Genomic DNA, 22,955 nt, shown 5'->3' on the forward strand with positions numbered 1-22,955 from the left:
ATCTGCTCTGATTCGTAAGGATATAAAAAAGCCCGGATAACCATATCCGGGCCGGGAGACTGTTTACAGTCTTACATGCGTTCGATCATCGCTTTGCCGAAAGCAGAGCAAGAGATCTCGTTTGCACCGTCCATCAAGCGCGCGAAGTCGTAAGTGACTTGTTTGTCGCCAATGGCTTTTTCCATAGCTTCGATAACCAAATCTGCAGCTTCGAACCAGCCTAAGTGACGCAACATCATTTCGGCAGACAGAATCAACGAACCCGGATTAACTTTGTCTTGGCCGGCATATTTCGGAGCAGTACCGTGGGTAGCTTCGAAAATAGCGTATTGGTCGGAAATGTTGGCACCCGGAGCAATACCGATACCGCCTACTTGTGCAGCCAAGGCGTCGGAGATGTAGTCGCCGTTCAAGTTACAGCAGGCAATAACGTCGTATTCGGCAGGGCGCAACAGGATTTGTTGCAGGAACGCGTCGGCAATGGCGTCTTTAACGATAATTTCTTTACCGGTTTTCGGATTTTTGAATTTGCACCATGGGCCGCCGTCAATCAATTCGGCACCGAATTCTTTTTGAGCCAGTTCGTAACCCCAGTCACGGAAACCGCCCTCGGTAAATTTCATGATGTTGCCTTTGTGTACCAAAGTTACGCTGTCGCGGTCGTTGTCGATGGCGTATTTGATAGCGGCGCGTACCAAGCGGCCGGTACCTTCTTTAGATACGGGTTTGATACCGATGCCTGAAGTTTCGGGGAAACGGATTTTTTTCACGCCCATTTCGTTTTGCAGGAACGCAATCACTTTCTTGGCCGCGTCGCTTTCTGCTTCCCACTCGATACCTGCATAGATGTCTTCGGTGTTTTCACGGAAGATTACCATATCGGTTTTGCTTGGGTCTTTCAATGGAGAGGGAACACCGTTGAAGTAGCGAACCGGACGTACGCATTGGTACAGGTCCAATTCTTGGCGCAATGCTACGTTCAGAGAACGGATACCGCCGCCGACCGGAGTGGTCATCGGGCCTTTGATGGAAACGGAATATTCTTTCAACGCTTCCAAAGTTTCTTCCGGCAGCCATACGTTGTCGCCGTAAACTCGGGTTGCTTTTTCACCGGCATATACTTCCATCCAGTGGATTTTTTTCTCCCCGCCATAAGCTTTGGCTACGGCAGCATCAATAACGTCTTTCATCACAGGTGTAATGTCTACGCCGATACCGTCACCTTCGATAAAAGGAATAATCGGGTTGTTCGGAATAGCTTGGCCGGCTACGATTTTTTGGCCTTCTGCAGGTACTTTAATGTGACTCATGGTGTCTCCTGTCTTTATTGGGTTCTTCTAGTTGTACGGTATAAGCCGTAATTGCCTGCCGATTATGCTTGATTTTTTGTTGTTACGCTAGGGGTTAGTCGGCTTTGGCGGTAGAATAGGGCATATTTTGATAAATTGACATATGAAATGAACGATTTAATTGCTTTTAACAAGCCTTACGGCGTGATTTGCCAATTTTCTGCCCATGAGAAATACGGCACGCTGAAAGATTATATCCGGCAGCCCGGGTTTTATCCTGCCGGCCGGCTTGATACAGACAGTGAGGGTTTGCTGCTGTTGACGAATAACGGACGCTTGCAGGCTCAGATTGCGGAGCCGAAACACGGTAAAGAAAAAACTTATTGGGCGCAACTTGAAGGCGGATATCACCCTGAAAAATTGGTTTTGCTGACAAAATGTATGGATTTGGGGGATTTTATCACCCAGCCCGCCGAAGTCCGCTTGTTGGAAGCAGGAGAAGCGGAATGCCTGTGGCCGAGAAATCCGCCGATACGCGAACGTAAAACTGTTCCGGATTTTTGGGTGGAAATTAAAATCAGCGAGGGTAAAAACCGTCAAGTCCGCAGGATGACGGCCAAAGCCGGCTATCCGTGTTTGCGTTTGGTTAGGGTTGCGGTCGGTAAGCTGAATGTTTTTGATTTGGGCTTGGGTTTGGGAGAGTGGTCTTTCTGCAGCAGACCTTGATAATTGAAATCAGTAAGTGAAAAAACGGAGCGGATTTTTTTGTGAAAATCCGCTCCGTTTTTTTGTGTGTTGCCAATCGGTTAAACAGTATTTTTTTTGCTGCCGAAATAAACGAATCCGATTGCGCCTAACACAATCATCGGTACGCTCAGCCATTGTCCCATAGACAAGCCTAAAGTCAGCAGGCCGAGATAATCGTCCGGTTGGCGGGCGAATTCGGCGATAAAGCGGAAGATGCCGTAACCTGCCAGAAACAGCGAGGCAACTTGGCCGGTCGGGCGTGCTTTTTTAGAAAACAGCCATACGATAATAAACAGGGCAATGCCTTCCAAAGCAAATTGGTACAGCTGGGAAGGATGGCGAGGCAGCATGCCGTATTGGTTGAGCCATTCAAGCCATTGCGGGTTGTGGGCGGCTGCGGTTAAGTCTTCGTAATGTGCTTGGGGAAAGCCCATGGCCCAAAATGCGTTGATGTCGGTGACGCGCCCCCATAGTTCGCCGTTGATAAAGTTGCCGATACGGCCGGAAGCCAAACCTAAAGGAACCAGCGGTGCGACAAAATCGGCAACACGTAGAAAACCCAATTTGTGTTTGCGTCCAAACAGCCACATGGCGGCCAATACACCTAAGAAGCCGCCGTGAAAAGACATGCCGCCTTCCCACACTTTGAAAATATCGAGCGGATTGGTCAAATAATCAGAAAGTTTATAAAACAAAACATAGCCCAGGCGGCCGCCTAAAATCACGCCCAATACGCCCCAAGTCAGGAAATCGTCGAGCATTTCTTTGGTAAACACGGTATTGCCCTGATTGATTCGGCGGCGGCCCAGCCAGATAAACAGGATAAAGCCGACAATATAACTGAGCGCGTACCAGCGGATGGCCAACGGGCCGATACTGACGAGAACGGGATCGAATTGGGGATGAATAATCATGGGTAAAACAGTCCGTTAGTGATTTCAGACGGCCATTATAGTCAATCGCCCCGGGTTTTACTATGTTGTTGCCGGTCGGCGTTGGCGGTTTGCGTGAAAATGCGTTGGGCCGTATGGACTTTTGAAAGCTTGATAACATCGCTGCAAGGTTGTTTTGTTGCTTTCTTAATTGTTGACAATTGGTATAGAATAACGCATATCGAATGATGTCGAACCGGTTTTTATATAATCTATTCCGGTTAATCCGAATTTCTTTACAGAGGCCGTCTGAAATTTCAGACGGCCTCTCATAGAACCAAAGACAAAAGGAACACACCATGCCAGCTTACCGCTCCAAAACCTCCACCCACGGCCGCAATATGGCGGGCGCACGCGCTTTATGGCGTGCCACCGGCGTGGCCGAAGAAGATTTTGGCAAACCGATTATCGCCATTGCCAACTCGTTCACCCAATTCGTGCCCGGCCATGTGCATCTGCACAATATGGGCCAGCTTGTGGCGCGCGAAATCGAAAAAGCGGGCGGCTTGGCCAAAGAATTCAACACCATCGCGGTGGACGACGGCATTGCCATGGGCCACAGCGGTATGCTCTACAGCCTGCCCAGCCGCGATTTGATTGCCGATTCGGTGGAATACATGGTGAACGCGCATTGCGCCGACGCGCTGGTGTGCATTTCCAACTGCGACAAAATCACCCCGGGCATGCTGATGGCCGCCATGCGCCTGAACATTCCCACCGTGTTCGTTTCAGGCGGCCCGATGGAAGCGGGCAAGGTCATCGGCGTGGCCAACATTACCGACACCCGCAAGCTCGATTTGGTCGATGCGATGGTGGATGCCGCCAACGATGAAGTGTCTGACGCAGAAGTGGCTGCTGTAGAACGCTCCGCCTGCCCGACCTGCGGTTCCTGCTCCGGCATGTTTACCGCCAACTCCATGAACTGCCTTACCGAAGCCTTAGGATTGTCGCTGCCGGGCAACGGCTCGCTGCTGGCCACCCACGCAGGCCGTAAAGAACTGTTTTTGGAAGCAGGCCGTCTGATTGTGGAAATTACCAAACGCTATTACGAGCAAGACGACGAGAGCGTATTGCCGCGCAGCATTGCCACCAAAGCCGCATTTGAAAACGCCATGAGTTTGGACGTGGCGATGGGCGGTTCCACCAACACCGTGCTGCATTTGTTGGCCGCCGCCAGCGAAGCGCAAGTGGATTTCAAAATGGCCGACATCGACCGCATCAGCCGCCAAGTGCCGTGTTTGTGTAAGGTTGCACCCGCCACGCAGAAATACCACATGGAAGACGTGCACCGCGCAGGCGGCGTGATGGGTATTCTGGCCGAACTCGACCGCGCCGGCTGCCTGAAAACCGATGTTTCCACCGTTCACGAAAAAACCTTGAAAGACGCGCTGGCGAAATGGGACATCACCAACCCCGCCAACGAAACCGCACATCAGCGCTACAAAGCCGCACCGGGCGGCGTGCGCACCACCGAAGCCTTTTCGCAAAACCGACAATGGCCTTCGCTCGACCTCGACCGCGAAAACGGCTGTATCCGCAGTAAAGCACACGCTTATTCGCAAGACGGCGGCTTGGCGGTGCTGTTCGGCAATATTGCCGAGCGCGGCTGCGTGGTGAAAACCGCCGGTGTGGACGACAGCATTCTCACATTCACCGGCCGCGCGCGCGTGTTTGAAAGCCAAGACTCTGCCGTGGCGGGCATTTTGGATAATCAAATCGTTGCGGGCGACATCGTGATCATCCGCTACGAAGGCCCGAAAGGCGGCCCGGGCATGCAGGAAATGCTCTATCCCACCAGCTACCTGAAATCCAAAGGCTTGGGCAAAGCCTGCGCCTTGCTCACCGACGGCCGTTTTTCAGGCGGCACTTCCGGCTTGAGCATCGGCCACGTTTCGCCCGAAGCGGCAGAAGGCGGTGCCATCGGTTTGGTAAAAGAGGGCGACACCATCGAAATCGACATCCCTAACCGCAGCATCCGTTTGGCCGTTTCCGATGAAGAGTTGACCGTGCGCCGCAGCGAAATGGAAGCGCGCGGAGCCAAAGCGTGGAAACCCGAAAACCGCGACCGCCACGTTTCCGCCGCCTTGCGTGCTTACGCGGCCATGACCACTTCCGCCGACACCGGCGCGGTGCGCGATGTGAGCCAAGTCGAGCGCAAATAAGCGTTGAATGATGAAGAGGCCGTCTGAATTTTCAGACGGCTTTTTTTTCAGACGGCCTGTTCAGGTAAACCAACTTCAGTCGAAAAGGATGTTGAGATTTGATTGGCGTAAACCGTTTGCTCTGAAAAACCGTTGATGTGTTGTGTATATTGGTTTTGGCAGAAACAAGAGGCCGTCTGAAATTTTCAGACGGCCTTATGTTTATCAATAATCCGGTTTATCCGTATCGAATTGCTGCAGACGGTTGATGTAGGCTCGACCGGCTTCGGTCAGTTGCAGGAAACGTGTTTCGTGTGAAGGTTGGTATACATAGCCTCTTGCAACAAAAGCGGCCAGCAGTTCGTGGCCGAGCCAGCCTGAGATGTGGGGGCGTTTTTCGGTCCAGTCGGTGCAGGCGGCGGTGTAGGGCGGATAGTCTTTGTCGTCGATATCCAAGCCGGTAAGCCAGTCGCGACCGCTATCGGTCAGGTCGAAGCGGTTGTCGACTTGGTTCCATACGATAAATCGGGCTTGGCAGAGTGCTTGGCTGATTTCTACGGCAATTTTGCCTGCCATGTGCCCGTAGCAAACGCGTAGGGTGTGGCTGCCGTGTTTGGGGGAAGGTACGGTGTGTTGCGGTGCGAGCATGGCCAATTGCTGTAAGGCGTTCATGATGTCGGGATGGCTGATGCGGTATAGGCGGCTTCTGCCTTGCTGTTTCATGCTGATGAGGCCGCCGTGAAGCAGTTTGCTGAGATGTACACTGGCGGTTTGGGCACTGATGCCTGCAGCTGCGGCCAATTCGGTTGCGTTGAGTTCTCCGCGTCCGATTAGGGCGTCCAGCATCATGGCGCGGCTGGGGTGACCGATAAGGTGGGCGGTGTGGGTGAAGTGGTGGGCAAGAGACATGGTTTTCCTTTTTCAGACGGCCTTTGAGTCGCGGCTTTGTCGGTATTTTAAAGGATGTTGCTGGTTTGTTATTTCGTTTTGCAACGAAATAAGTAAGGGGAGGTTTGTGCTAGCGTGTGGCTGTTGTTGCTTGATAGAGGGGATGTTATGCGTTGGCTGTTCGGTGTGGTGTTCAGTTTGTTGTGGTCGTCTGCGTTTATTGCGGGTAAATACAGTTTGGTCTATCTGCCGCCGATTGATGTGTTGAGTTTGCGTTTTTTGTCGGCCGGAGTGTTGATTTTGGCGGTGTGTTGGGGGATGAGGCGGCAGGAAGCGTTTGCAGCTTGGTGGACGGATAAGCGTTTGTGGCGGGACGGCTGGATATTGGGCTTGCTTAATTATGTTCTTTATCTCGGTTTTTCTTATACGGGTTTGCAGACGGTGTCGCCGGAATTGGTGGTGTTGTTGGTGTCGACCATGCCTTTTGTGACGGCTTTTGCGGTTTCGTGTATTACGCGGAAGTGGTCGTGGCTGCAATGGCTGGCGATTGGCGTAGGATTTGTAGGTGTGTATATCGTGTTGTCGGTGAGAATGCCGCAAGTGCAGGGCGGTGTGGGGATTGTGTGGACTTTGCTGGGTATGCTGGCTTTGGCGGGGGGAACTTTGTTTTATCAGTTTTATGCGGTCCGCCATCATGCTTTGCCGTTAACCGGTATTCAGAATTTGTTCGGCGGTCTGATTTTGCTGCCGTTGTCTGCGCCGGAAAAATGGCCGGATGCGGTGGCCTTGCCGGTATTTTCGTTGTCGGTCGGTTATCAGGTGGTTGTGGTGTCGGGCGTGGCGATGTTGATGTGGTTTCGGTTGGTGCGTTGGTTCGGCTCGGATAATGCTTCTGCTTTCCATCTGTTGAATCCGATTTTCGCTGCTGTTTTGGCTTGGTGGTTTTTCGGTGCGGATTTGGGTATGGTCGATGCGGTCGGTACGCTGCTGGTGGTGTCGGCTTTGGGGTTGCTGAATCGGGAGAGGCGCAGGGTGTAGATGGCGTGTGGGCTGGATACGAGGCCGTCTGAAAATTTCATGTATGCCTCAGTAAGGCGAAACTTGTTTCACTGTTATTTTTCAGACGGCCTTGCGGTTTTGCAGGTGTGGTCAGCTGATATTTTGTCGCAGCAGGAAAAATAACGTATATTGTTGGTTTTCAAATGACTTGGGAATCGATATGAATTGGCAGCAGTTGCTCAGCACGCAGCGGTTTAAAGTGGAAAATGGTGAAATCATTGCAACACATACGCCTTCGACTCAAGAGGGTATGGATGCGTTGCGGACGGATTTTCATATCGATTATGACCGTGTGGTTTTTTCAGGCGCATTCCGCCGCTTGGGCAGAAAAACCCAAGTGCATCCGTTTGCCGAGCACGACCATACGCACAACCGCCTGACGCACAGTGTAGAAGTGGCCAGCGTCGGCAGAAGTTTGGGTAATCGGGTGGGCGTGATGTTGCAGTCGGGCGGTTTTCTGCCTGCAGGCAATACGCCTAGCGATATCGGAACGGCAGTGCAAGTCGCCTGCTTGGCACATGATCTGGGTAATCCGCCGTTCGGCCACACCGGAGAGAGTGCGTTAAGGGAATGGTTTAGAGACGAAAAGCATGCCCCTTATTTGCAAACATTAACCGAAGCCGAGCGCAACGATGTGCAGACTTATGAAGGTAATGCCCACAGCCTGCGCATTTTGGCCAGTTTGGAGATGTATCATAACCGCGGAGGAATGCGGCTGACTGCGACCACGATAGGCGCATTGTTGAAATATCCTTGGACAACGCTGGATCCGCGCGGCAAACATAAATTCAATATTTACCAAACCGAGCTGCCGTTTATCCGTCGCGTGGCAGAAGAATTGGGATTGATACAGCTATCGCCGGATTGTTGGACACGCCATCCGCTCTCTTATTTGATGGAAGCGGCAGACGATATCTGCTATGCCTTGTTGGATTTGGAAGATGCAGTAGAAATCGGTTTGCTCGATGAAATTGAAGTGGAAAGCGTTTTATCGGAGCTGACTTTTGTAGAAAATACATGGCATGCGCAATCAAGCCGCCAGCGTTGTGCCATGCTGCGCGGCATAGCCATCGGTAAAGCGGTGGATGACGTCGCCCAAACTTTTATGATGCACCAATCCGATTTTTTAAGCGGAGAATTTAAAGGCAAAGATTTATTGGCATTGTGCAGTCCGAAAGTCCAAAACACCTTGGAAAAAGCCAAAGAATTGGCCAGAACGAGAATTTTCCGCCATCAAAGCAAGTTGATAACGGAAATTGCCGCTTTCCCGTGTTTGGGTTCGATTTTAGATTTATTGATTCCCGCTGCCCATACTTTGCTTACTGGAAATAAAGTAACCGTCCGGCAATCGCTGGCACTTGATTTGTTGCAGGAAGATCCGATTCGGACCACAGACAGTCTGTATCAGGCTTATATGAAGATTCTCGATTTTGTCGGAGGTATGACCGATAACGCTGCCGCACGAATGGCAAGAGATTTGTCCGGAGTAGGGATGTTATAAACTTCATAATTAAATTATATTTAAAATCATATGTATGGAAAAATTTTTAAAAAAGATGCAGCAAAAAGGTAGACAGTAAACCGGATGTTCTGTATTATTCGGTTCTCTTGATTCACGGCACTAACGAAGCGCAGTGAGGCACGCACCCGTAGCTCAGTTGGATAGAGTATCTGGCTACGAACCAGAGGGTCGGGCGTTCGAATCGCTCCGGGTGCGCCATAAAATCAAGTATGCGCCCATCGTCTAGCGGTTAGGACATCGCCCTTTCACGGCGGTAACCGGGGTTCGATTCCCCGTGGGCGTGCCAGTTTACTAAAAAGCTCCAAGAATTTTCTTGGAGCTTTTTGCATTTTTACAGATGTTGAACTGCTTCCAAATTTGCTAAGTAGTAGTTGTCATAAAATCTACGGAGATTGGCGCTTTTGAATTATTATGTATATACAGTGAGTTTGAATTTTTCATATACATAAAATGACTGTTCAAGTCGTTTTTTGAATTGCATTAAAACGGGTTGGCGAATTTTTGCTGATTGATACTTATGCAGTAAGTCTTTTAAACAAGGCCTCAACCGCCTTTAGGCGGTTGGGTATTAAAATGCTGAATCTGTCGTATATTTTATATACGTATGATAAGGCCGTCTGAAAATTCAGACGGCCTTTTTGTCTTTTAGTGTATCAGCCAAACCTGGCAATTAATTAGCGGTATCAAAGAAATATCCGATTAAGCCTGTGCAGGTAAGGGCGAAAATACCCCATAGTGTGGTTCGGATGATGGCAGGGATTGTGGGTGCACCTCCGAGTTTGGCTGCCGAATAGCCGAGTAATGCAAGTCCGGTAACGGTGCTGATGGCGAGAGCGGGTATGACTGTGGATGGGGAGCTGATTATGGATATGGCAAGAGGCAATATTGCGCCTATGCAAAATGCCGTGGCTGAGGCGGCTGCAGCTTGAAACGGTTTGGCCTGCATGGTTTCGGTAATGCCGATTTCATCGCGTGCGTGTGCTTCAAGGGCGTTGTGTCGGGTTAGGGCTTGGGCAACTTGTTGTGCCAGTTGTTGATTTAGACCGCGCCTGCGGTAGATTTCTATGAGTTCTTGCAGCTCGCGCTCGGGATGGTTTTTAAGTTCGTTGTGCTCTTTATGCAGATCGGCTTTTTCGGTGTCGGATTGGCCGGATACAGAAACATATTCTCCTGCCGCCATGGAAATGGCTCCGCCGATTAAGGCTGCGGTGCCGGTGAGAAGCAGGGTGGAAGTGTGCGGATTTGTGGCTGCAATACCCATCATCAGGCTTGCGGTGGATATGAGGCCGTCGTTGGCTCCCAATATGCCTGCTCTGAGCCAGTTATTGCGGCCGCTGAAATGAGGTTCTGTATGGCTGGTGTAGTTCATGAAATGGAAGTCCTGTGTCGGGGCTGTAATCGGTTGAGGTATGTTTAAGTTTGGAGGTGGTTTGTAAATCTTAATTCCGTTCTGCTTGAAACGGAAGCTTGAATTTCGGGTACAATACGCCCAATTGACTTATTTTTCAGACGGCCTTTAGAGTATGAATTAAAGGCTGTATGAAATACTTATTTTTAAAAAATTATTGATAAAGTTGTATCGACTATGAATAAAGAACAATTTGCCGATAATCATTTTATCCGCACCATCATCGACGAAGACCTCAAAAGCGGCAAGCACACCGCCGTCCAAACCCGTTTCCCGCCCGAGCCGAACGGCTATCTGCATATCGGCCACGCCAAATCCATCTGCCTGAATTTCGGCTTGGCTTATGTTTACGACGGCCTGTGCAACCTGCGCTTTGACGACACCAACCCCGAAAAAGAAAATCAGGAATACGTTGATTCGATTAAAGAAGACGTAGAATGGCTGGGCTTCAAATGGGCGGGCGAGCCCCGTTATGCATCCGATTATTTCGACCAGCTGTTTGATTACGCCGTCGGCCTGATTAAAGACGGCAAAGCCTTTGTGGACGACTTAAGCGCCGAAGAAATGCGCGAATACCGCGGCACGCTTACCGAGCCGGGCAAAAACAGCCCTTACCGCGACCGCAGCATCGAAGAAAACCTCGATTTGTTCATGCGCATGAAAAACGGCGAATTCCCCGACGGCAGCAAAACCCTGCGCCTGAAAATCGACATGGCCGCGGGCAACGTAAACCTGCGCGATCCGGTGATTTACCGCATCCGCCGAGCGCATCACCACAACACCGGCGACAAGTGGTGCATCTACCCCATGTATGACTACACACACGCCATTTCCGATGCCATTGAAAAAATTACCCATTCGCTGTGTACGCTCGAATTTGAAGCCCACCGCCCGCTGTATGATTGGGTGCTCGACAATATCCCGATCGACAACCATCCGCGCCAATACGAGTTTTCACGCTTGGAGCTGCTGTATTCCATCACATCCAAACGCAAACTGAGCCAGTTGGTTTCAGACGGCTACGTTACAGGTTGGAACGACCCGCGTATGCCCACTATCTCCGGCATGCGCCGCCGCGGTTACACGCCTGAAGGCTTGCGCCTGTTTGCCAAGCGCGTCGGCATTTCCAAGTCTGAAAACGTAGTGGATATGAGCGTGCTCGAAGGCGCGATTCGCGAAGAGCTGGAAAATTCCGCCCCGCGCATGATGGCCGTCTTAAACCCGATTAAAGTGACGCTCACCAATTTTGAAGCCGGCAAAACCCAAAGCCGCAGCGCGCCTTACCATCCGCACCACGAAGAAATGGGCGAACGCGAAGTGCCCATCAGCCAAACCTTGTATATCGAAGCCGACGATTTCAGCGAAAACCCGCCAGCCGGCTGGCAGCGTTTGACTTTGGGCGGTGAAGTGCGCCTGCGTTACAGCTATGTGATTAAGTGCGACGAAGTGGTGAAAGACGAAAGCGGCAACGTAATCGAACTCAAGTGCAGCATCGACCACGATACCTTAGGTAAAAAGCCCGAAGGCCGTAAAGTAAAAGGCGTGATCCATTGGCTTTCCGCCGAACACGCCGTGCCGGTGCAAGTGCGCCTGTACGACCGCCTGTTTACCGAACCGCGCCCTGATGCCGTTCGTGGCGAAGACGGCGAATACCTGCCGTTTACCGATTTCCTGAACCCCGAATCCATGAAAGAAATCACCGCTTACGCCGAACCCGTGGCCAAAACTTTGGAGCCGGAAAGCCGCTGGCAGTTTGAGCGTTTGGGCTATTTCGTGACCGACCGCTACGACCACAGCAAAGAAAAGCCGGTGTTCAACCGCACGGTAGGACTGAAAGACACTTGGCAGGCTGCTAAGTAAGATCCAACCAATCTGTCTGCTTTTTGCTGCGTCAAGCGGTATTGTTTAGGCAGCCGGATTGATTATGGATAACTGATTGTAGAGGCCGTCTGAAAAACATCTTATTTTCAGACGGCCTTATATTGTTTTTTTAAAAGGACAAGATTTCACTTGTTGAGTAAACAATCAGCATTTATTAGCTTTTTTTCTTACTATCGTTAAACCTTATTGCCGATTTTTGGTCAATCTGATTGACATTCAAAGGTCAAGCTGTCTAAAATCCGAATCTGACAATTTTACTGTCTTTTCTTTCGACTTTATCTTTCGATAAATTCTCCGATTCTTTTCAGACGGCCGCAGTTTAATTTGCCGCTATTTCAATTACAAAATCATCATTCATTACATTATTAATTATTATGCACGTTTCTGAATTACAGACCCGCCATATTTCAAAACTATTGGAGTTGGCTGAAGAGCAAGGCATTGAAAATGCCAACCGCTTGCGCAAACAGGACTTGGTATTTGCCATTGTCCGCCAATTGATGAAGCAGGGGGAAGCTTTCAATTGTTCCGGCACTTTGGAAATTCTGCCGGACGGTTTCGGTTTTTTGAGAAGTTCGGATACTTCTTATCTGGCCGGGCCCGACGATATTTATGTTTCACCCAGTCAAATCCGCCGTTTCAATCTGCATACCGGCGATACCATTGAGGGTACGGTTCGTGTTCCTAAAGACAATGAACGCTACTTTGCTTTGGTTCGTTTGGACAGTATCAACGGCGACAAACCGGAAGTCTGTAAACATAAAATTCTCTTTGAAAACCTGACCCCTTTATTCCCGACCAAACAATTCAAACTCGAGCGCGATATCCGTGCCGAAGAAAACATCACCAGCCGGGCTATTGATTTGGTTTCACCGATCGGCCGCGGACAGCGTGCGTTGTTGGTAGCGCCGCCCAAGTCGGGTAAAACCGTGATGCTGCAGAATATCGCGCACGCCATTACGGCCAATTATCCTGAAGTGGAATTGATAGTTCTGCTGATTGACGAACGCCCGGAAGAGGTAACGGAAATGTCGCGCAGCGTGCGCGGCGAAGTGGTGTCTTCGACTTTCGACGAGCCTGCCACACGCCATGTGCAAGTTGCCGAAATGGTTTTGGAAAAAGCCAAGCGCATGGTTGAACATAAAAAAGATGTGGTGATTTTGTTGGATTCGATTACCCGTTTGGCACGCGCTTACAATACGGTTGTTCCGGCTTCCGGCAAAATTCTGACCGGTGGTGTGGATGCGAATGCGTTGCATCGTCCGAAGCGTTTTTTCGGTGCGGCGCGTAATGTTGAAGAGGGCGGATCGCTCACCATTATCGCGACTGCTTTGGTAGAAACCGGCAGCCGTATGGATGATGTGATTTACGAGGAATTTAAAGGTACGGGCAATATGGAGTTGCATCTTGACCGCCGTATGGCCGAAAAACGACTGTTTCCCGCTATCAATATCAACAAATCCGGCACACGCCGCGAAGAGCTTTTGGTGCCGAACGACCAACTTCAACGCATGTGGCTGCTGCGTAAATTCCTGCACCCCATGGATGAAATCGAAGCAACCGAATTTTTGGTTGGCAAACTCAAAGACTCTAAAGACAATGATGATTTTTTTGAGTTGATGCGCGGTAAAGCCGCTAAATAAATTCCGCTTTATTGTATATTGAGGCCGTCTGAAATTTTCAGACGGCCTTTGTTTAATTCATCAATACGGAGTTTGTATTTGATCCTTTCGGAAAGGAAAATCAATTGCCGGAATTGACACGCTTATTTGGCATGATTTGCCGCCAATTCCAACAATTCCGCCGCATGTTCGCGGGTAGTTTGGGTGATGCTTTCACCGCCGAGCATACGGGCGATTTCTTCGATGCGCTGTTTCGGAGCGAGAATAGTAATATCGCTTACGGTTTGTTCGCCGCTGTCATGCTTTTCTACTTTCCAGTGGTGTTCTCCGCAGCTGGCGACTTGGGGGAGGTGGGTAACCGCTAAAACTTGGTGCTGCTTGCCTAAAGCCCGCAATGCTCGACCGACCATTTCTGCAACTCCGCCGCCGATACCGGTATCCACTTCGTCAAAAATCAGAGTGGGAACGTGGGTGTATTGGCTGGTTACGACCTGCAAAGCCAAACTGATACGGGCTAATTCGCCTCCGGAAGCCACTTTGTTCAACGGGCGTAAAGCCGAGCCTTTATTGGCTGCAACCTGATATTGGACTTGCTCCAGTCCGTAGGCTGTGGGTGATGACGGATTGAGTGCGATGTGGAACTTGGCACCCTGCATGGCGAGATGCTGCATTTGGTCGGAGGTTTCTTCGGCCAAACGCAAGGCTGCCTGACGGCGCAGTGCGGACAGGTGTTGGGCGGCATTCATGTATTCTGCTTCTGTTTTTTGAACGGCTGCTTCCAATGCTTCTATATCGGCGGCAGCTTGCAGTGAATGCAGGCTGTTTTCGATTTCGGTCAGTTTTTCCGGCAGATTTTCAGGGTTGGTGCGGTATTTTCTGGCCATCGACATCAGTTCGCCCATGCGCTTTTCCTGCTCGGCCAATTCATCGGGATCCAATTCGGTCCGCGTGCGGACGTCGCGCATATTGGTGCAGACTTCGCTTAATTCGGCTTCAACGCTGGCCAGCATATTCAGGCTTTCGGCAAAGCGGGGTTCGATATTTTGCAATGAGCCCAATAATTTTTGGCATTGGTAAATGGCGGATTGGATGCCTTGGTCGCCGTTGATCATTTCTTCCACTTGTTCTGTGGTTTGCAGCAGTTCGGCGGCGTGTGCCAGGCTGTTGTGGCTTTGTGAAAGGGTTTCCCATTCGCCGGCATAGAGTCCCATAGGGTTCAATTCGTTAAATTGCCATTCCAAGCGTTCGCGTTCGACGGCAAGCGTTTCGGCTTGGTTGTGTGCTTCTTGCAGTTTTTTCTTAGCCGTCTGCCAGTTTTGGTAATGCTGTTTGACGGTTTCGGCCTGCTGTTTGCTGCCGGCGAAGGCATCCAACAGGTTGCGCTGCTCGGATTCGTTGTTTAGGGAGTGATGTGCATTTTGCCCGTGAATATCGATTAACTGTTCACCGATATTTTTGAGTTGCGCCAAGGTGGCCGTCTGATTATTGATAAAGCTGCGGCTTTTTCCTTTGATGTCGATAATGCGGCGTATGCTCAGTTCGTCGGCGCCTGCTTCAAGCAGGCCTTGTTCTTGTAGTTGCGCTTGTAATACAGGCAAGTGCGAAATGTCGAATAGGGCAGACAAATGCGCTTCTTTGGCGCCGTTGCGTATTTGGCCGTAGTCGGCTTTGTCGCCCAACAGCAGGCCGATGGCATCTAAGGTAATGGATTTGCCTGCGCCGGTTTCACCGGTTAAAACGGTAAAGCCGGTTTGGAAATTCAGATTCAGCTGTTCGACAATTACAAAGTCCCGTAATGAAAGAGCCAGCAGCATAAGCCTTCCTTTGCTAAGATAAATTTAAATTAAACTAAATTTTTTCTTATTATAGATAATGTTTTCTAAACTTCAAATAAGATTTTGTATCAGTCTATAAAAATTTCAGACGGCCTGATGTGTTCTGCAGACAAACTTCACTTTGAATAAGGTTTGAGTAAGACGGTTGACTGTTTCAATTGTGTGTCGTTGGTTTGAAGAAGAAATCAGTGAATCGGCTATAAAGATAGAAGTAATGGTTCTTTATCCGGATAGGTATATTGCCGTACAATACGTTTTTCGCTTCATAAGCAATATAGGAATAAGAGAATGTTAAAGAAAATCGTATTGGGCGGCATTGCTGCCGTTGTGTTGGCTGCTTGCGGCGGTGAGTCTGCTCAAACTGCTGCTTCCGCACCGGTTGAAGCCAAAGCAGGCGCATCTTTAATCGAGCGTTTGAACAGCAAAGGCGTGATTACCGTGGGTACCGAAGGTACGTATGCGCCTTTCACCTATCATGACCAAAGCGGAAAATTGACGGGTTATGATGTTGAGGTAACACGTGCGGTGGCAGAAAAACTGGGTGTTCAGGTTGAATTTAAAGAAACCCAGTGGGACGCAATGTTGGCCGGTTTGAAAGCCGGACGTTTCGATATGGTGGCCAATCAGGTGAGTCTGACTACGCCCGAACGTCAGGCAACATTCGATAAATCCGAGCCGTACAGCTGGAGCGGTCCGATGATGCTGGTGCGTCAGGATGACGACCGTATCAAGCAGCCTTCCGACATTAAAGGCTTGAAGGCAGCGCAAACCTTAAGCAGCAATTACGGCGAGCGTGCGGTTAAAGAGCAAGCGGAAGTGGTGCCGGTGGACGGTATGGCTCAGGCTTTGACTTTGATTCAGCAGAAGCGTGCCGACGTAACCTTAAACGATTCTCTGGCTTTGTTGGATTATCTGAAGAAAAATCCGAACTCCGGTTTAAAAACAGCTTGGCGTGCTCCTGCCGAAGAGAAGCTGGGTGCAGGTTTGATTTTGAACAAAAATCAGGATGAAGCGATGGCTAAAATTAATGGTGCATTGGTTGAGTTGAAACAAGACGGCACATTGAAAAAGCTGGGTGAACAATTCTTCGGTGAAGACATCAGTGTTAAATAATTTTTTAGCATCATTACCGTTTATGACGGAAGCACGCGCTGATTTGGTAATCAGCGCGTTTTGGCCTATGGTTAAGGCCGGATTTTTAGTGTCGGTGCCGTTGGCGGTGGCCTCTTTTATCATCGGCATGATAATCGCGGTCGGTGTGGCTCTGTTAAGGGTTATGCCGCAAGGCGGCTGGCTGCACCGCATCGCTTTGGTCTTGGCCAAAATTTATATTTCCGCGATACGCGGTACGCCGATTTTGGTGCAGATCTGTATCGTTTTCTACGGTCTGCCTGCTTTGGGTATTTTTATCGATCCTATCCCTGCGGCGATTATCGGCTTCTCGATCAATATCGGTGCATATGGTTCGGAAACCATCCGTGCGGCTATTTTGTCCGTGCCTAAAGGTCAATGGGAAGCCGGTTTTTCAATCGGTATGACGTATATGCAGACCTTCCGCCGCATTATTGCGCCGCAGGCGTTTAGAGTGGCGGTGCCGCCGTTGAGCAATACGTTTATCAGCCTGTTTAAAGAAACGTCGTTGGCGTCGGTGGTAACGGTGACGGAGCTGTTTCGCGTTGCGCAGCAGGTGGCAAACAGTGCTTATGATTTCCTGCCGGTGTATATCGAAGCCGGTTTGGTGTATTGGTGTTTTTGTTGGGTACTGTTTTTGGCACAGGCCAAAATCGAGAAACGCTTGGATCGTTATGTAGCGAAATAAGGATGGGGCATGATAGAAATACGCGGTATCCATAAAACTTTCGGTTCCAATCCGATTTTGCGCGGCATCGATTTATCCGTTGCCAAAGGGCAGGTTGTGGTGATTTTGGGGCCGTCCGGATCGGGTAAAACCACATTTTTGCGTTGTTTAAACGCATTAGAAATGCCGGAACAAGGGCAGATTCGTTTTGACGAACCGAATCCGTTGAATATCGATTTTGCTGCCAAACCGGGCAAAAAAGAAATTTTGGCATTACGCCGTAAATCCGGCATGGTGTTTCAGCAATACAATCTGTTTCCGCATAAAACGGCAGCGGAAAATGTGATGGAAGGTCCGGTTGCGGTTCAGGGTAAGTCGGTTGCAGAGGCGCGGCGCGATGCGCTGGCTCTGTTGGAAAAAGTCGGCTTGGGAGATAAAGTCGACCTTTATCCTTTCCAACTTTCAGGCGGCCAGCAGCAACGTGTCGGCATTGCCAGGGCATTGGCGATTCAGCCTGATTTAATGTTGTTTGACGAGCCGACTTCGGCTTTGGATCCTGAATTGGTTCAGGACGTGCTGAATACGATGAAGGAGTTGGCAAAAGAAGGTTGGACGATGGTGGTGGTTACGCATGAAATCAAGTTTGCTATGGAAGTGGCGGATGTGGTTGTGGTGATGGACGGCGGTGTGATAGTGGAACAGGGTGCGCCGGAAGTGTTGTTTGCCAATCCGCAGCATGAACGTACCCGGCGTTTTTTACAGCAGATTCGTGCCGAACATCAATGATGGATTGTTTAAAGACAATACGAAAAAGGCCGTCTGAAATTTCAGACGGCCTTTTCGGTTTTGTGTTTAGTTGCTTAATACGTCCACGCCTTTGGGCGGTGTAAATTTAAATAAGCTGCGTGAAAGGTTGGGCTTGGAATTGACGTTGTTGAAGCGGATGGTGGTTTCGTTGCCGAAGCTGTCTTTCAGCTGCATGGCAGACAAGGTGTCGCCTTTGAAACCGATACGGATGTATTGGTAGCCGGCGTTGTTCTTTTTCGGTTGCGCCAATACATAATCGATGCCGTCTTTCGCACCGTCTTCTTTCAAAGTGTAGCTGCTGTCCAAGGCCGTTTTGTTGGAAAGAATCGATGCCGGACTGTCACCGATGGTTTGGTTTTGCGGAGATTTGGTTACTTGCGCCAGATCGATGTCGTAAAGCCAAATGGTTTGCCCGTCGCCGACGATGGTTTGTTTGTAGGGCTTGGTGTATTCCCATTTAAACAGGCCGGGGCGCAGGATTTGAAATGTGCCCGATGTGGTTTGGGTTTTCTTTTTGTTTTTGACGGTTTGGCTGAAGCTGCCGCTCAGGCCGTCTGCATCTTCGTTGAATTTTTTCAGGGCATCGATGGCACCGGCGTGGCTGATACCGATGGCGGCAGCCAGGCCGAATGCGGTTAAGGTTTTCAGAAAAGTTGTCTGTTTCATCAATATTTTCCTCGTTTATGACGGGGCGACTGGGGTCGCTGGTGTTTTCTAGGGTATAAGCATTACCGGTGTGCAAACAAGCCCTTGGCTTGCAATTTAAATGCGGCAAACAGTAAATTTATTTTTAGCCTTTTGAAAAGTATGCGGCTTTTTTCATGCAGATTCTATGAGTTTTTTTGAGAATCTGTATTATTTTTGTATCGGAATTCAGGCAAAATAGGGCGGTTTTTCTTTTTTGCAAGTATCTGTACAGACGGTAGGCGTTTGGAAGGCCGGTAGATTTTGAGCAAATAGGCTTATATTGGAAATCGGACGGTTTGTGTTGCGGTGGAAAAAGAGCCTTTTGCGTTGGTGGTTGGTTGTGATGACAGAAAGTATATATACGATATTGGAATCGGCTTTATTGGCCGATCATCCTGATGAAAAATGCCGTTTGACCGAGAAGGCGGCGCAAGCGTGCCAAACGGAAAATGTGTGGGGCGGGGCGGAAGGCAAACCTTTGGATTTCCGTTTTGCCGGCAGGCCGGCAAAGCCCGAGTTGGTGCCGCATTCTGAGGTTCGTGCGCGGAAAATGTCGACGCCGGAAGGCTATGCCGCCATGCTGCATGCGATTTGCCATATCGAGTTTAATGCGATTAATCTGGCTTTGGATGCGGCTTACCGTTTCCGGAAGCTGCCCAAACAGTTTGCACGGGATTGGATTCGCGTTGCGGCGGAGGAAGCACTGCATTTTTGCTTGATGCGTGCGCGTTTGCGCGAAGCGGGATTTGATTACGGCGATTTCGAAGCGCACAACCATTTGTGGGACATGGCTTATAAAACGGCTTTCGATCCTTTGCTGCGTATGGCTTTGGTTCCGAGAGTATTGGAAGCGAGAGGTTTGGATGTAACACCGGGCTTGCGTGCCAAAATCGCGCAAAAAGGCGATCAGGAAACCTGTGCGGTTTTGGATATCATTTACCGCGACGAAGTGGGGCATGTGAAAGTCGGGAATCATTGGTATCAATATTTGTGCAGGCAGCGCGGTTTGGACCCGATCGGGCTGTTTAAAACATTGATTTCAAGATATGACCTGTTTATTTTCCGCGGCTATGTGAATCTTGAAGCCCGGGAGCAGGCGGGATTCAGCCGTTTCGAGCTGGCTATGTTGGAAGATTTCGAGTTGGAAATGAGACAGCAGCAGGCAGGGTGAATCTGTTAGAATAACAGGCCGTCTGAAATTTTCAGACGGCCTGTATTGATTGCTAAGGAAGCGGCGATGATTGAAGCGGTATTGTTTGATTTGGACGGAACATTGGCCGATACGGCTCTGGATTTGGGCGGCGCATTAAACACTTTGCTGCGGCGCAACGGTTTGCCTGAAAAAAGCATGGCAGAGATACGTACGGTTGCCAGCCACGGTGCCGGCGGTTTGATTCTGATGGGAGCCGGAATCGGTGCCGACCATCCCGAATATGCGCGTTGGCGGCAGGAATATCTGGCGGAATACGAACAATGCTTCGACCGCGAGACCGTATTGTTTGAAGGCATTAATGCGCTGATTGGCGAGCTGGAGCGGCGAGGCATCAAATGGGGCATTATTACCAATAAACCTCATACTTTCACCCACCGTCTGGTACCGAAATTGGGTTTTGCCGTCGAGCCTGCGGTCGTGGTCAGCGGCGATACCTGCGGCGAAGCCAAGCCGAGTACCAAACCGATGTTTTATGCTTGCGGAAAGATCGGCGTGAATCCGGAAAAATGCCTGTATGTGGGCGATGCCGAACGCGATATGCAGGCCGGCAGAAATGCCGGTATGAAAACGGTATTGGTCGATTGGGGTTATATTGCCGCGACCGATCAGACGGAAACCTGGCCTTATGATTACCGCATAGGTACGCCGTCGGAACTGTTGTCCTGTCTTTAAAAAGAAGTCGGCCGTCTGAAAACAATCCTACTGTTTTCAGACGGCCTTTATTTTGCGGCGGTGCCGTTGTTTTCGGGATTCCGCTGTTTTCATTTAACGGTTAAAGGCGTAAGATTACGCTTGAAAATTACGTCTGTTTGTTTAATTTTTTATTTTGAAAGGTGTGTGTATGTTTGAACATATTCAGGCTGCGCCGGCAGATCCGATTTTGGGTTTGGGTGAAGCATTCAAAGCGGAAACCCGTGCGGAAAAAGTAAACTTGGGTATCGGCGTTTACAAAGACGCCCAAGGCCGGACTCCGATTGTAAAAGCGGTTAAAGAGGCGGAAAAACGCCTGTTGGAAACAGAAAACACCAAAAACTACCTGACCATCGACGGCGTGGCCGAATACAACGCGCAAACGCAAAAACTGCTGTTTGGTGCCGACAGTGAAATCATCGCTTCCAAACGTGCCAAAACCGCGCAAAGTCTGGGTGGTACCGGTGCTTTGCGCGTGGCTGCCGAATTTGTCAAACGCCAAACCAATGCAAAAAACGTGTGGATTTCCGCTCCGACTTGGCCGAACCACAATGCCATTTTCAACGCAGTAGGCATGAATATCTGCGACTACCGTTACTACGACAAAAACACCCACGGTTTGGATTGGGACGGTTTGATTGAAGATTTGTCCAAAGCCGAAGCGGGCGATGTGGTTTTGTTTCACGGCTGCTGCCACAACCCGACCGGTATCGACCCGACGCCCGAGCAATGGGAAACTTTGGCGAAAATGTCTGCCGAAAAAGGCTGGCTGCCCCTGTTTGACTTTGCTTATCAAGGATTTGCAAACGGCTTGGAAGAAGACGCCTACGGCTTGCGCGCGTTTACCAAACTGAATAAAGAGTTGCTGGTAGCCAGCTCTTATTCCAAAAACTTCGGTATGTATAACGAGCGCGTGGGTGCGTTTACCGTTGTTGCCGCCGATGAAGACACGGCCAACCGCGCCTTCAGCCAAGTGAAAACCATCATCCGCACCCTGTATTCCAACCCTGCTTCACACGGTGGTTCGACCGTGGCGCTGGTGTTGAAAGACGAAGGTTTGAAAGCGCAATGGATTGCCGAATTGGACGAAATGCGCGGCCGCATTAAAGAAATGCGCCAAAAATTCGTGGATTTGCTGAAAGAATACGGCGCAGAGCAAGATTTCAGCTTTATCATCGAACAAAACGGCATGTTCTCGTTCAGCGGCTTAACGCCTGAACAAGTTGATCGCTTGAAAGACGAATTTGCCATTTACGCCGTGCGTTCCGGCCGTATCAACGTGGCAGGTATTACCGAAGACAATATCCGTTATCTCTGCCAAAGCATTGTGAAAGTATTGTAATCGTTTGAATAAAAGCAAAAGGCCGTCTGAAAATTTCAGACGGCCTTTTTATATAGGTTTGCCGGTTTTACCGGTATGGCATTGCCGATTGTTTTGGCAGTGAATTATTGGACGGCATACGGTTTTACTTGATTTGGAAGTCCAAAACCGTTTTTGCTCCTTCGTCTTGAGCCAATGCCGTTTGCAGAGCGGGCAGGGCGGATTGCAGTTGCTCGGCAAGCAGGTAGGGCGGATTGATCACAAAGATACCGCTGCCGTGCATGCCGAAACCGTCTGCGCGCGGCGTATGCACGTGCAGCTCGGCATTCAGATACTGATCGGGCGACAGCTTTTTCAGCTGCTCCGGCAGCCTTCTGCTTTCTTCGCGGCTCAGGCAGGGATACCACACCAGATAGCAGCCTGACGCAAAACGTTTTTGTGCTTCCTTAAGCGTATGGATGACGCGGGTGTAGTCTTGTTTTTCTTCGTAAGGCGGATCAATCAGGATAACGGCGCGGCGGCTGGCCGGCGGCAGCAGGGAAATCAGGCCGTGATAGCCGTCTTCTTGGCGGATTTGGCCTTTGCGCCCCAAACAGGCTTCCCGCATATTGTGTTGCAGGTATTGGAAATCGGCGGGGTGCAGCTCGAACAGCCGCAGTTTGTCGCTCGGACGGGTCAAAGCCTGTGCCAGCCAGGGCGAGCCGCAATAGAGTTGTTTGTCGGGCAGAATGCGGTCGATTAAGCTGAGAAAAGACGATACGGTTTCGGGCAGGTTTTGCATGTTTTTCAGACGGCCTATGCCTTGTTTGAACTCGCCGACTTTTTGGGCTTCGCGGCTGCGCAAATCATACAGTCCGGCGCCGCTGTGCGTGTCGATATACCAATAAGGCTTGTCTTTGCGGTTGAAATACTCCAAGACCAGCGACAGGGTCAGGTGTTTGAGAACGTCGGCGTGATTGCCTGCGTGAAAAGCGTGGCGGTAACTAAGCATGATATTCGGATTCAACGGGATTAATCGGTATGGCCGCCTGTATTGTACGGATTCGCTTTAGGAGATGAAAGTAGGCCGTCTGAAAATTTAAAGCAAACAGCTTGGGTTTTACTTTTATATTTTC

General features: G+C 50.0%; 19 protein-coding genes and 2 tRNA genes. 14 read left to right on the forward strand and 7 right to left on the reverse strand.

Annotated elements, in window-relative coordinates:
• Nucleotides 1–71 precede the first annotated feature (71 nt).
• Nucleotides 72–1,310, reverse strand: a complete 1,239-nt coding sequence (gene icd / locus EL309_RS09405; RefSeq protein WP_004284814.1) for an NADP-dependent isocitrate dehydrogenase — start codon at nt 1,308–1,310, stop codon at nt 72–74.
• Between the two features lie 147 nt (nt 1,311–1,457).
• Here icd and EL309_RS09410 point away from each other — a divergent pair, with 147 nt between their 5' ends.
• Nucleotides 1,458–2,015, forward strand: a complete 558-nt coding sequence (locus EL309_RS09410; RefSeq protein WP_004284813.1) for a pseudouridine synthase — start codon at nt 1,458–1,460, stop codon at nt 2,013–2,015.
• An 80-nt stretch (nt 2,016–2,095) separates the two neighbouring features.
• Here EL309_RS09410 and lgt read toward each other — a convergent pair whose 3' ends face one another.
• Nucleotides 2,096–2,950 (reverse strand): prolipoprotein diacylglyceryl transferase, encoded by an 855-nt coding sequence (gene lgt / locus EL309_RS09415; RefSeq protein ID WP_004284812.1) that lies wholly within the window; start codon nt 2,948–2,950, stop codon nt 2,096–2,098.
• A gap of 317 nt (nt 2,951–3,267) precedes the next feature.
• Here lgt and ilvD point away from each other — a divergent pair, with 317 nt between their 5' ends.
• The gene (gene ilvD, locus EL309_RS09420; protein ID WP_004284809.1) at nt 3,268–5,130 is read left to right on the forward strand and encodes a dihydroxy-acid dehydratase; all 1,863 of its coding nucleotides are present in this window, start codon (nt 3,268–3,270) and stop codon (nt 5,128–5,130) included.
• 204 nt (nt 5,131–5,334) lie between these two features.
• Here ilvD and EL309_RS09425 read toward each other — a convergent pair whose 3' ends face one another.
• Entirely contained in the window at nt 5,335–6,018 is a 684-nt protein-coding gene (locus EL309_RS09425) for an ArsR/SmtB family transcription factor (RefSeq protein ID WP_081463205.1), read from the reverse strand.
• A gap of 114 nt (nt 6,019–6,132) precedes the next feature.
• Between EL309_RS09425 and EL309_RS09430 the strand changes: the two genes are divergently transcribed.
• The 4 genes from EL309_RS09430 (at nt 6,133) to EL309_RS09445 (ending at nt 8,864) form a co-directional block, all read left to right on the forward strand.
• Nucleotides 6,133–7,035: a DMT family transporter gene (locus EL309_RS09430; protein WP_004284806.1), complete on the forward strand. Its 903-nt coding sequence runs from the start codon at nt 6,133–6,135 to the stop codon at nt 7,033–7,035.
• 181 nt (nt 7,036–7,216) lie between these two features.
• Nucleotides 7,217–8,557 carry a deoxyguanosinetriphosphate triphosphohydrolase gene (locus EL309_RS09435; RefSeq protein WP_004284803.1) on the forward strand — a complete coding sequence of 447 codons (1,341 nt, stop codon included), beginning with the start codon at nt 7,217–7,219 and terminating at the stop codon, nt 8,555–8,557.
• Between the two features lie 142 nt (nt 8,558–8,699).
• Nucleotides 8,700–8,776 (forward strand) — tRNA-Arg (locus EL309_RS09440).
• A 13-nt stretch (nt 8,777–8,789) separates the two neighbouring features.
• Nucleotides 8,790–8,864 (forward strand) — tRNA-Glu (locus EL309_RS09445).
• Nucleotides 8,865–9,248: 384 nt separating this feature from the next.
• Here the strand turns inward: EL309_RS09445 and EL309_RS09450 are convergent.
• Nucleotides 9,249–9,947 (reverse strand): VIT1/CCC1 transporter family protein, encoded by a 699-nt coding sequence (locus tag EL309_RS09450; protein ID WP_004284802.1) that lies wholly within the window; start codon nt 9,945–9,947, stop codon nt 9,249–9,251.
• Nucleotides 9,948–10,163: 216 nt separating this feature from the next.
• Here EL309_RS09450 and EL309_RS09455 point away from each other — a divergent pair, with 216 nt between their 5' ends.
• On the forward strand, nt 10,164–11,846 hold the full coding sequence (locus EL309_RS09455; RefSeq protein WP_004284801.1) for a glutamine--tRNA ligase/YqeY domain fusion protein: 1,683 nt from the start codon (nt 10,164–10,166) through the stop codon (nt 11,844–11,846).
• A 395-nt stretch (nt 11,847–12,241) separates the two neighbouring features.
• Nucleotides 12,242–13,510, forward strand: coding sequence for a transcription termination factor Rho (rho, locus tag EL309_RS09460; RefSeq protein WP_004284800.1), 1,269 nt, complete (start codon nt 12,242–12,244; stop codon nt 13,508–13,510).
• Nucleotides 13,511–13,632: 122 nt separating this feature from the next.
• On the opposite strand, the gene recN is transcribed toward rho, so the two are convergent.
• Nucleotides 13,633–15,303 (reverse strand): DNA repair protein RecN, encoded by a 1,671-nt coding sequence (recN, locus tag EL309_RS09465; protein WP_004284799.1) that lies wholly within the window; start codon nt 15,301–15,303, stop codon nt 13,633–13,635.
• A 309-nt stretch (nt 15,304–15,612) separates the two neighbouring features.
• On the opposite strand from recN, the gene EL309_RS09470 reads away from it, so the two are divergent.
• Genes EL309_RS09470 through EL309_RS09480 form a run of 3 tightly spaced genes read left to right on the forward strand, consistent with a single transcriptional unit; the run spans nt 15,613 to nt 17,908 of the window.
• Nucleotides 15,613–16,437 (forward strand): amino acid ABC transporter substrate-binding protein, encoded by an 825-nt coding sequence (locus EL309_RS09470; RefSeq protein WP_004284798.1) that lies wholly within the window; start codon nt 15,613–15,615, stop codon nt 16,435–16,437.
• Nucleotides 16,427–17,143: an amino acid ABC transporter permease gene (locus tag EL309_RS09475; RefSeq protein ID WP_040670026.1), complete on the forward strand. Its 717-nt coding sequence runs from the start codon at nt 16,427–16,429 to the stop codon at nt 17,141–17,143. The genes EL309_RS09470 and EL309_RS09475 overlap by 11 nt, the downstream gene beginning before the upstream one ends.
• A gap of 9 nt (nt 17,144–17,152) precedes the next feature.
• Nucleotides 17,153–17,908 carry an amino acid ABC transporter ATP-binding protein gene (locus tag EL309_RS09480; protein ID WP_004284796.1) on the forward strand — a complete coding sequence of 252 codons (756 nt, stop codon included), beginning with the start codon at nt 17,153–17,155 and terminating at the stop codon, nt 17,906–17,908.
• Between the two features lie 66 nt (nt 17,909–17,974).
• Here EL309_RS09480 and lolA read toward each other — a convergent pair whose 3' ends face one another.
• On the reverse strand, nt 17,975–18,595 hold the full coding sequence (lolA, locus tag EL309_RS09485; protein WP_004284795.1) for an outer membrane lipoprotein chaperone LolA: 621 nt from the start codon (nt 18,593–18,595) through the stop codon (nt 17,975–17,977).
• Nucleotides 18,596–18,959: 364 nt separating this feature from the next.
• On the opposite strand from lolA, the gene EL309_RS09490 reads away from it, so the two are divergent.
• From EL309_RS09490 to EL309_RS09500, 3 genes are all read left to right on the forward strand, one after another.
• Nucleotides 18,960–19,787 (forward strand): ferritin-like domain-containing protein, encoded by an 828-nt coding sequence (locus EL309_RS09490; protein ID WP_040670033.1) that lies wholly within the window; start codon nt 18,960–18,962, stop codon nt 19,785–19,787.
• Nucleotides 19,788–19,853: 66 nt separating this feature from the next.
• Entirely contained in the window at nt 19,854–20,501 is a 648-nt protein-coding gene (locus tag EL309_RS09495; protein WP_036494325.1) for an HAD family hydrolase, read from the forward strand.
• 169 nt (nt 20,502–20,670) lie between these two features.
• Nucleotides 20,671–21,861 (forward strand): amino acid aminotransferase, encoded by a 1,191-nt coding sequence (locus tag EL309_RS09500; protein WP_004284789.1) that lies wholly within the window; start codon nt 20,671–20,673, stop codon nt 21,859–21,861.
• A 124-nt stretch (nt 21,862–21,985) separates the two neighbouring features.
• On the opposite strand, the gene EL309_RS09505 is transcribed toward EL309_RS09500, so the two are convergent.
• Nucleotides 21,986–22,831, reverse strand: coding sequence for a 23S rRNA (adenine(2030)-N(6))-methyltransferase RlmJ (locus EL309_RS09505; protein ID WP_004284788.1), 846 nt, complete (start codon nt 22,829–22,831; stop codon nt 21,986–21,988).
• Between the last annotated feature and the right edge of the window lie 124 nt (nt 22,832–22,955).

Source organism: Neisseria weaveri, assembly GCF_900638685.1.
In the GTDB taxonomy this organism is placed as follows: domain Bacteria; phylum Pseudomonadota; class Gammaproteobacteria; order Burkholderiales; family Neisseriaceae; genus Neisseria; species Neisseria weaveri.

Excerpts from the sequence above, each read along its gene's own strand:
- EL309_RS09495 (WP_036494325.1), top strand. The coding sequence starts at position 19,854 with ATGATTGAAGCGGTATTGTTTGATTTGGACGGAACATTGGCCGATACG.
- EL309_RS09500 (WP_004284789.1), top strand. The coding sequence starts at position 20,671 with ATGTTTGAACATATTCAGGCTGCGCCGGCAGATCCGATTTTGGGTTTG.
- EL309_RS09480 (WP_004284796.1), top strand. The coding sequence starts at position 17,153 with ATGATAGAAATACGCGGTATCCATAAAACTTTCGGTTCCAATCCGATT.
- recN (WP_004284799.1), bottom strand. The coding sequence starts at position 15,303 with ATGCTGCTGGCTCTTTCATTACGGGACTTTGTAATTGTCGAACAGCTG.
- rho (WP_004284800.1), top strand. The coding sequence starts at position 12,242 with ATGCACGTTTCTGAATTACAGACCCGCCATATTTCAAAACTATTGGAG.
- ilvD (WP_004284809.1), top strand. The coding sequence starts at position 3,268 with ATGCCAGCTTACCGCTCCAAAACCTCCACCCACGGCCGCAATATGGCG.
- EL309_RS09425 (WP_081463205.1), bottom strand. The coding sequence starts at position 6,018 with ATGTCTCTTGCCCACCACTTCACCCACACCGCCCACCTTATCGGTCAC.
- lolA (WP_004284795.1), bottom strand. The coding sequence starts at position 18,595 with ATGAAACAGACAACTTTTCTGAAAACCTTAACCGCATTCGGCCTGGCT.
- lgt (WP_004284812.1), bottom strand. The coding sequence starts at position 2,950 with ATGATTATTCATCCCCAATTCGATCCCGTTCTCGTCAGTATCGGCCCG.
- EL309_RS09470 (WP_004284798.1), top strand. The coding sequence starts at position 15,613 with ATGTTAAAGAAAATCGTATTGGGCGGCATTGCTGCCGTTGTGTTGGCT.
- EL309_RS09505 (WP_004284788.1), bottom strand. The coding sequence starts at position 22,831 with ATGCTTAGTTACCGCCACGCTTTTCACGCAGGCAATCACGCCGACGTT.
- EL309_RS09490 (WP_040670033.1), top strand. The coding sequence starts at position 18,960 with ATGACAGAAAGTATATATACGATATTGGAATCGGCTTTATTGGCCGAT.
- EL309_RS09450 (WP_004284802.1), bottom strand. The coding sequence starts at position 9,947 with ATGAACTACACCAGCCATACAGAACCTCATTTCAGCGGCCGCAATAAC.
- EL309_RS09410 (WP_004284813.1), top strand. The coding sequence starts at position 1,458 with ATGAACGATTTAATTGCTTTTAACAAGCCTTACGGCGTGATTTGCCAA.
- EL309_RS09435 (WP_004284803.1), top strand. The coding sequence starts at position 7,217 with ATGAATTGGCAGCAGTTGCTCAGCACGCAGCGGTTTAAAGTGGAAAAT.
- EL309_RS09455 (WP_004284801.1), top strand. The coding sequence starts at position 10,164 with ATGAATAAAGAACAATTTGCCGATAATCATTTTATCCGCACCATCATC.
- icd (WP_004284814.1), bottom strand. The coding sequence starts at position 1,310 with ATGAGTCACATTAAAGTACCTGCAGAAGGCCAAAAAATCGTAGCCGGC.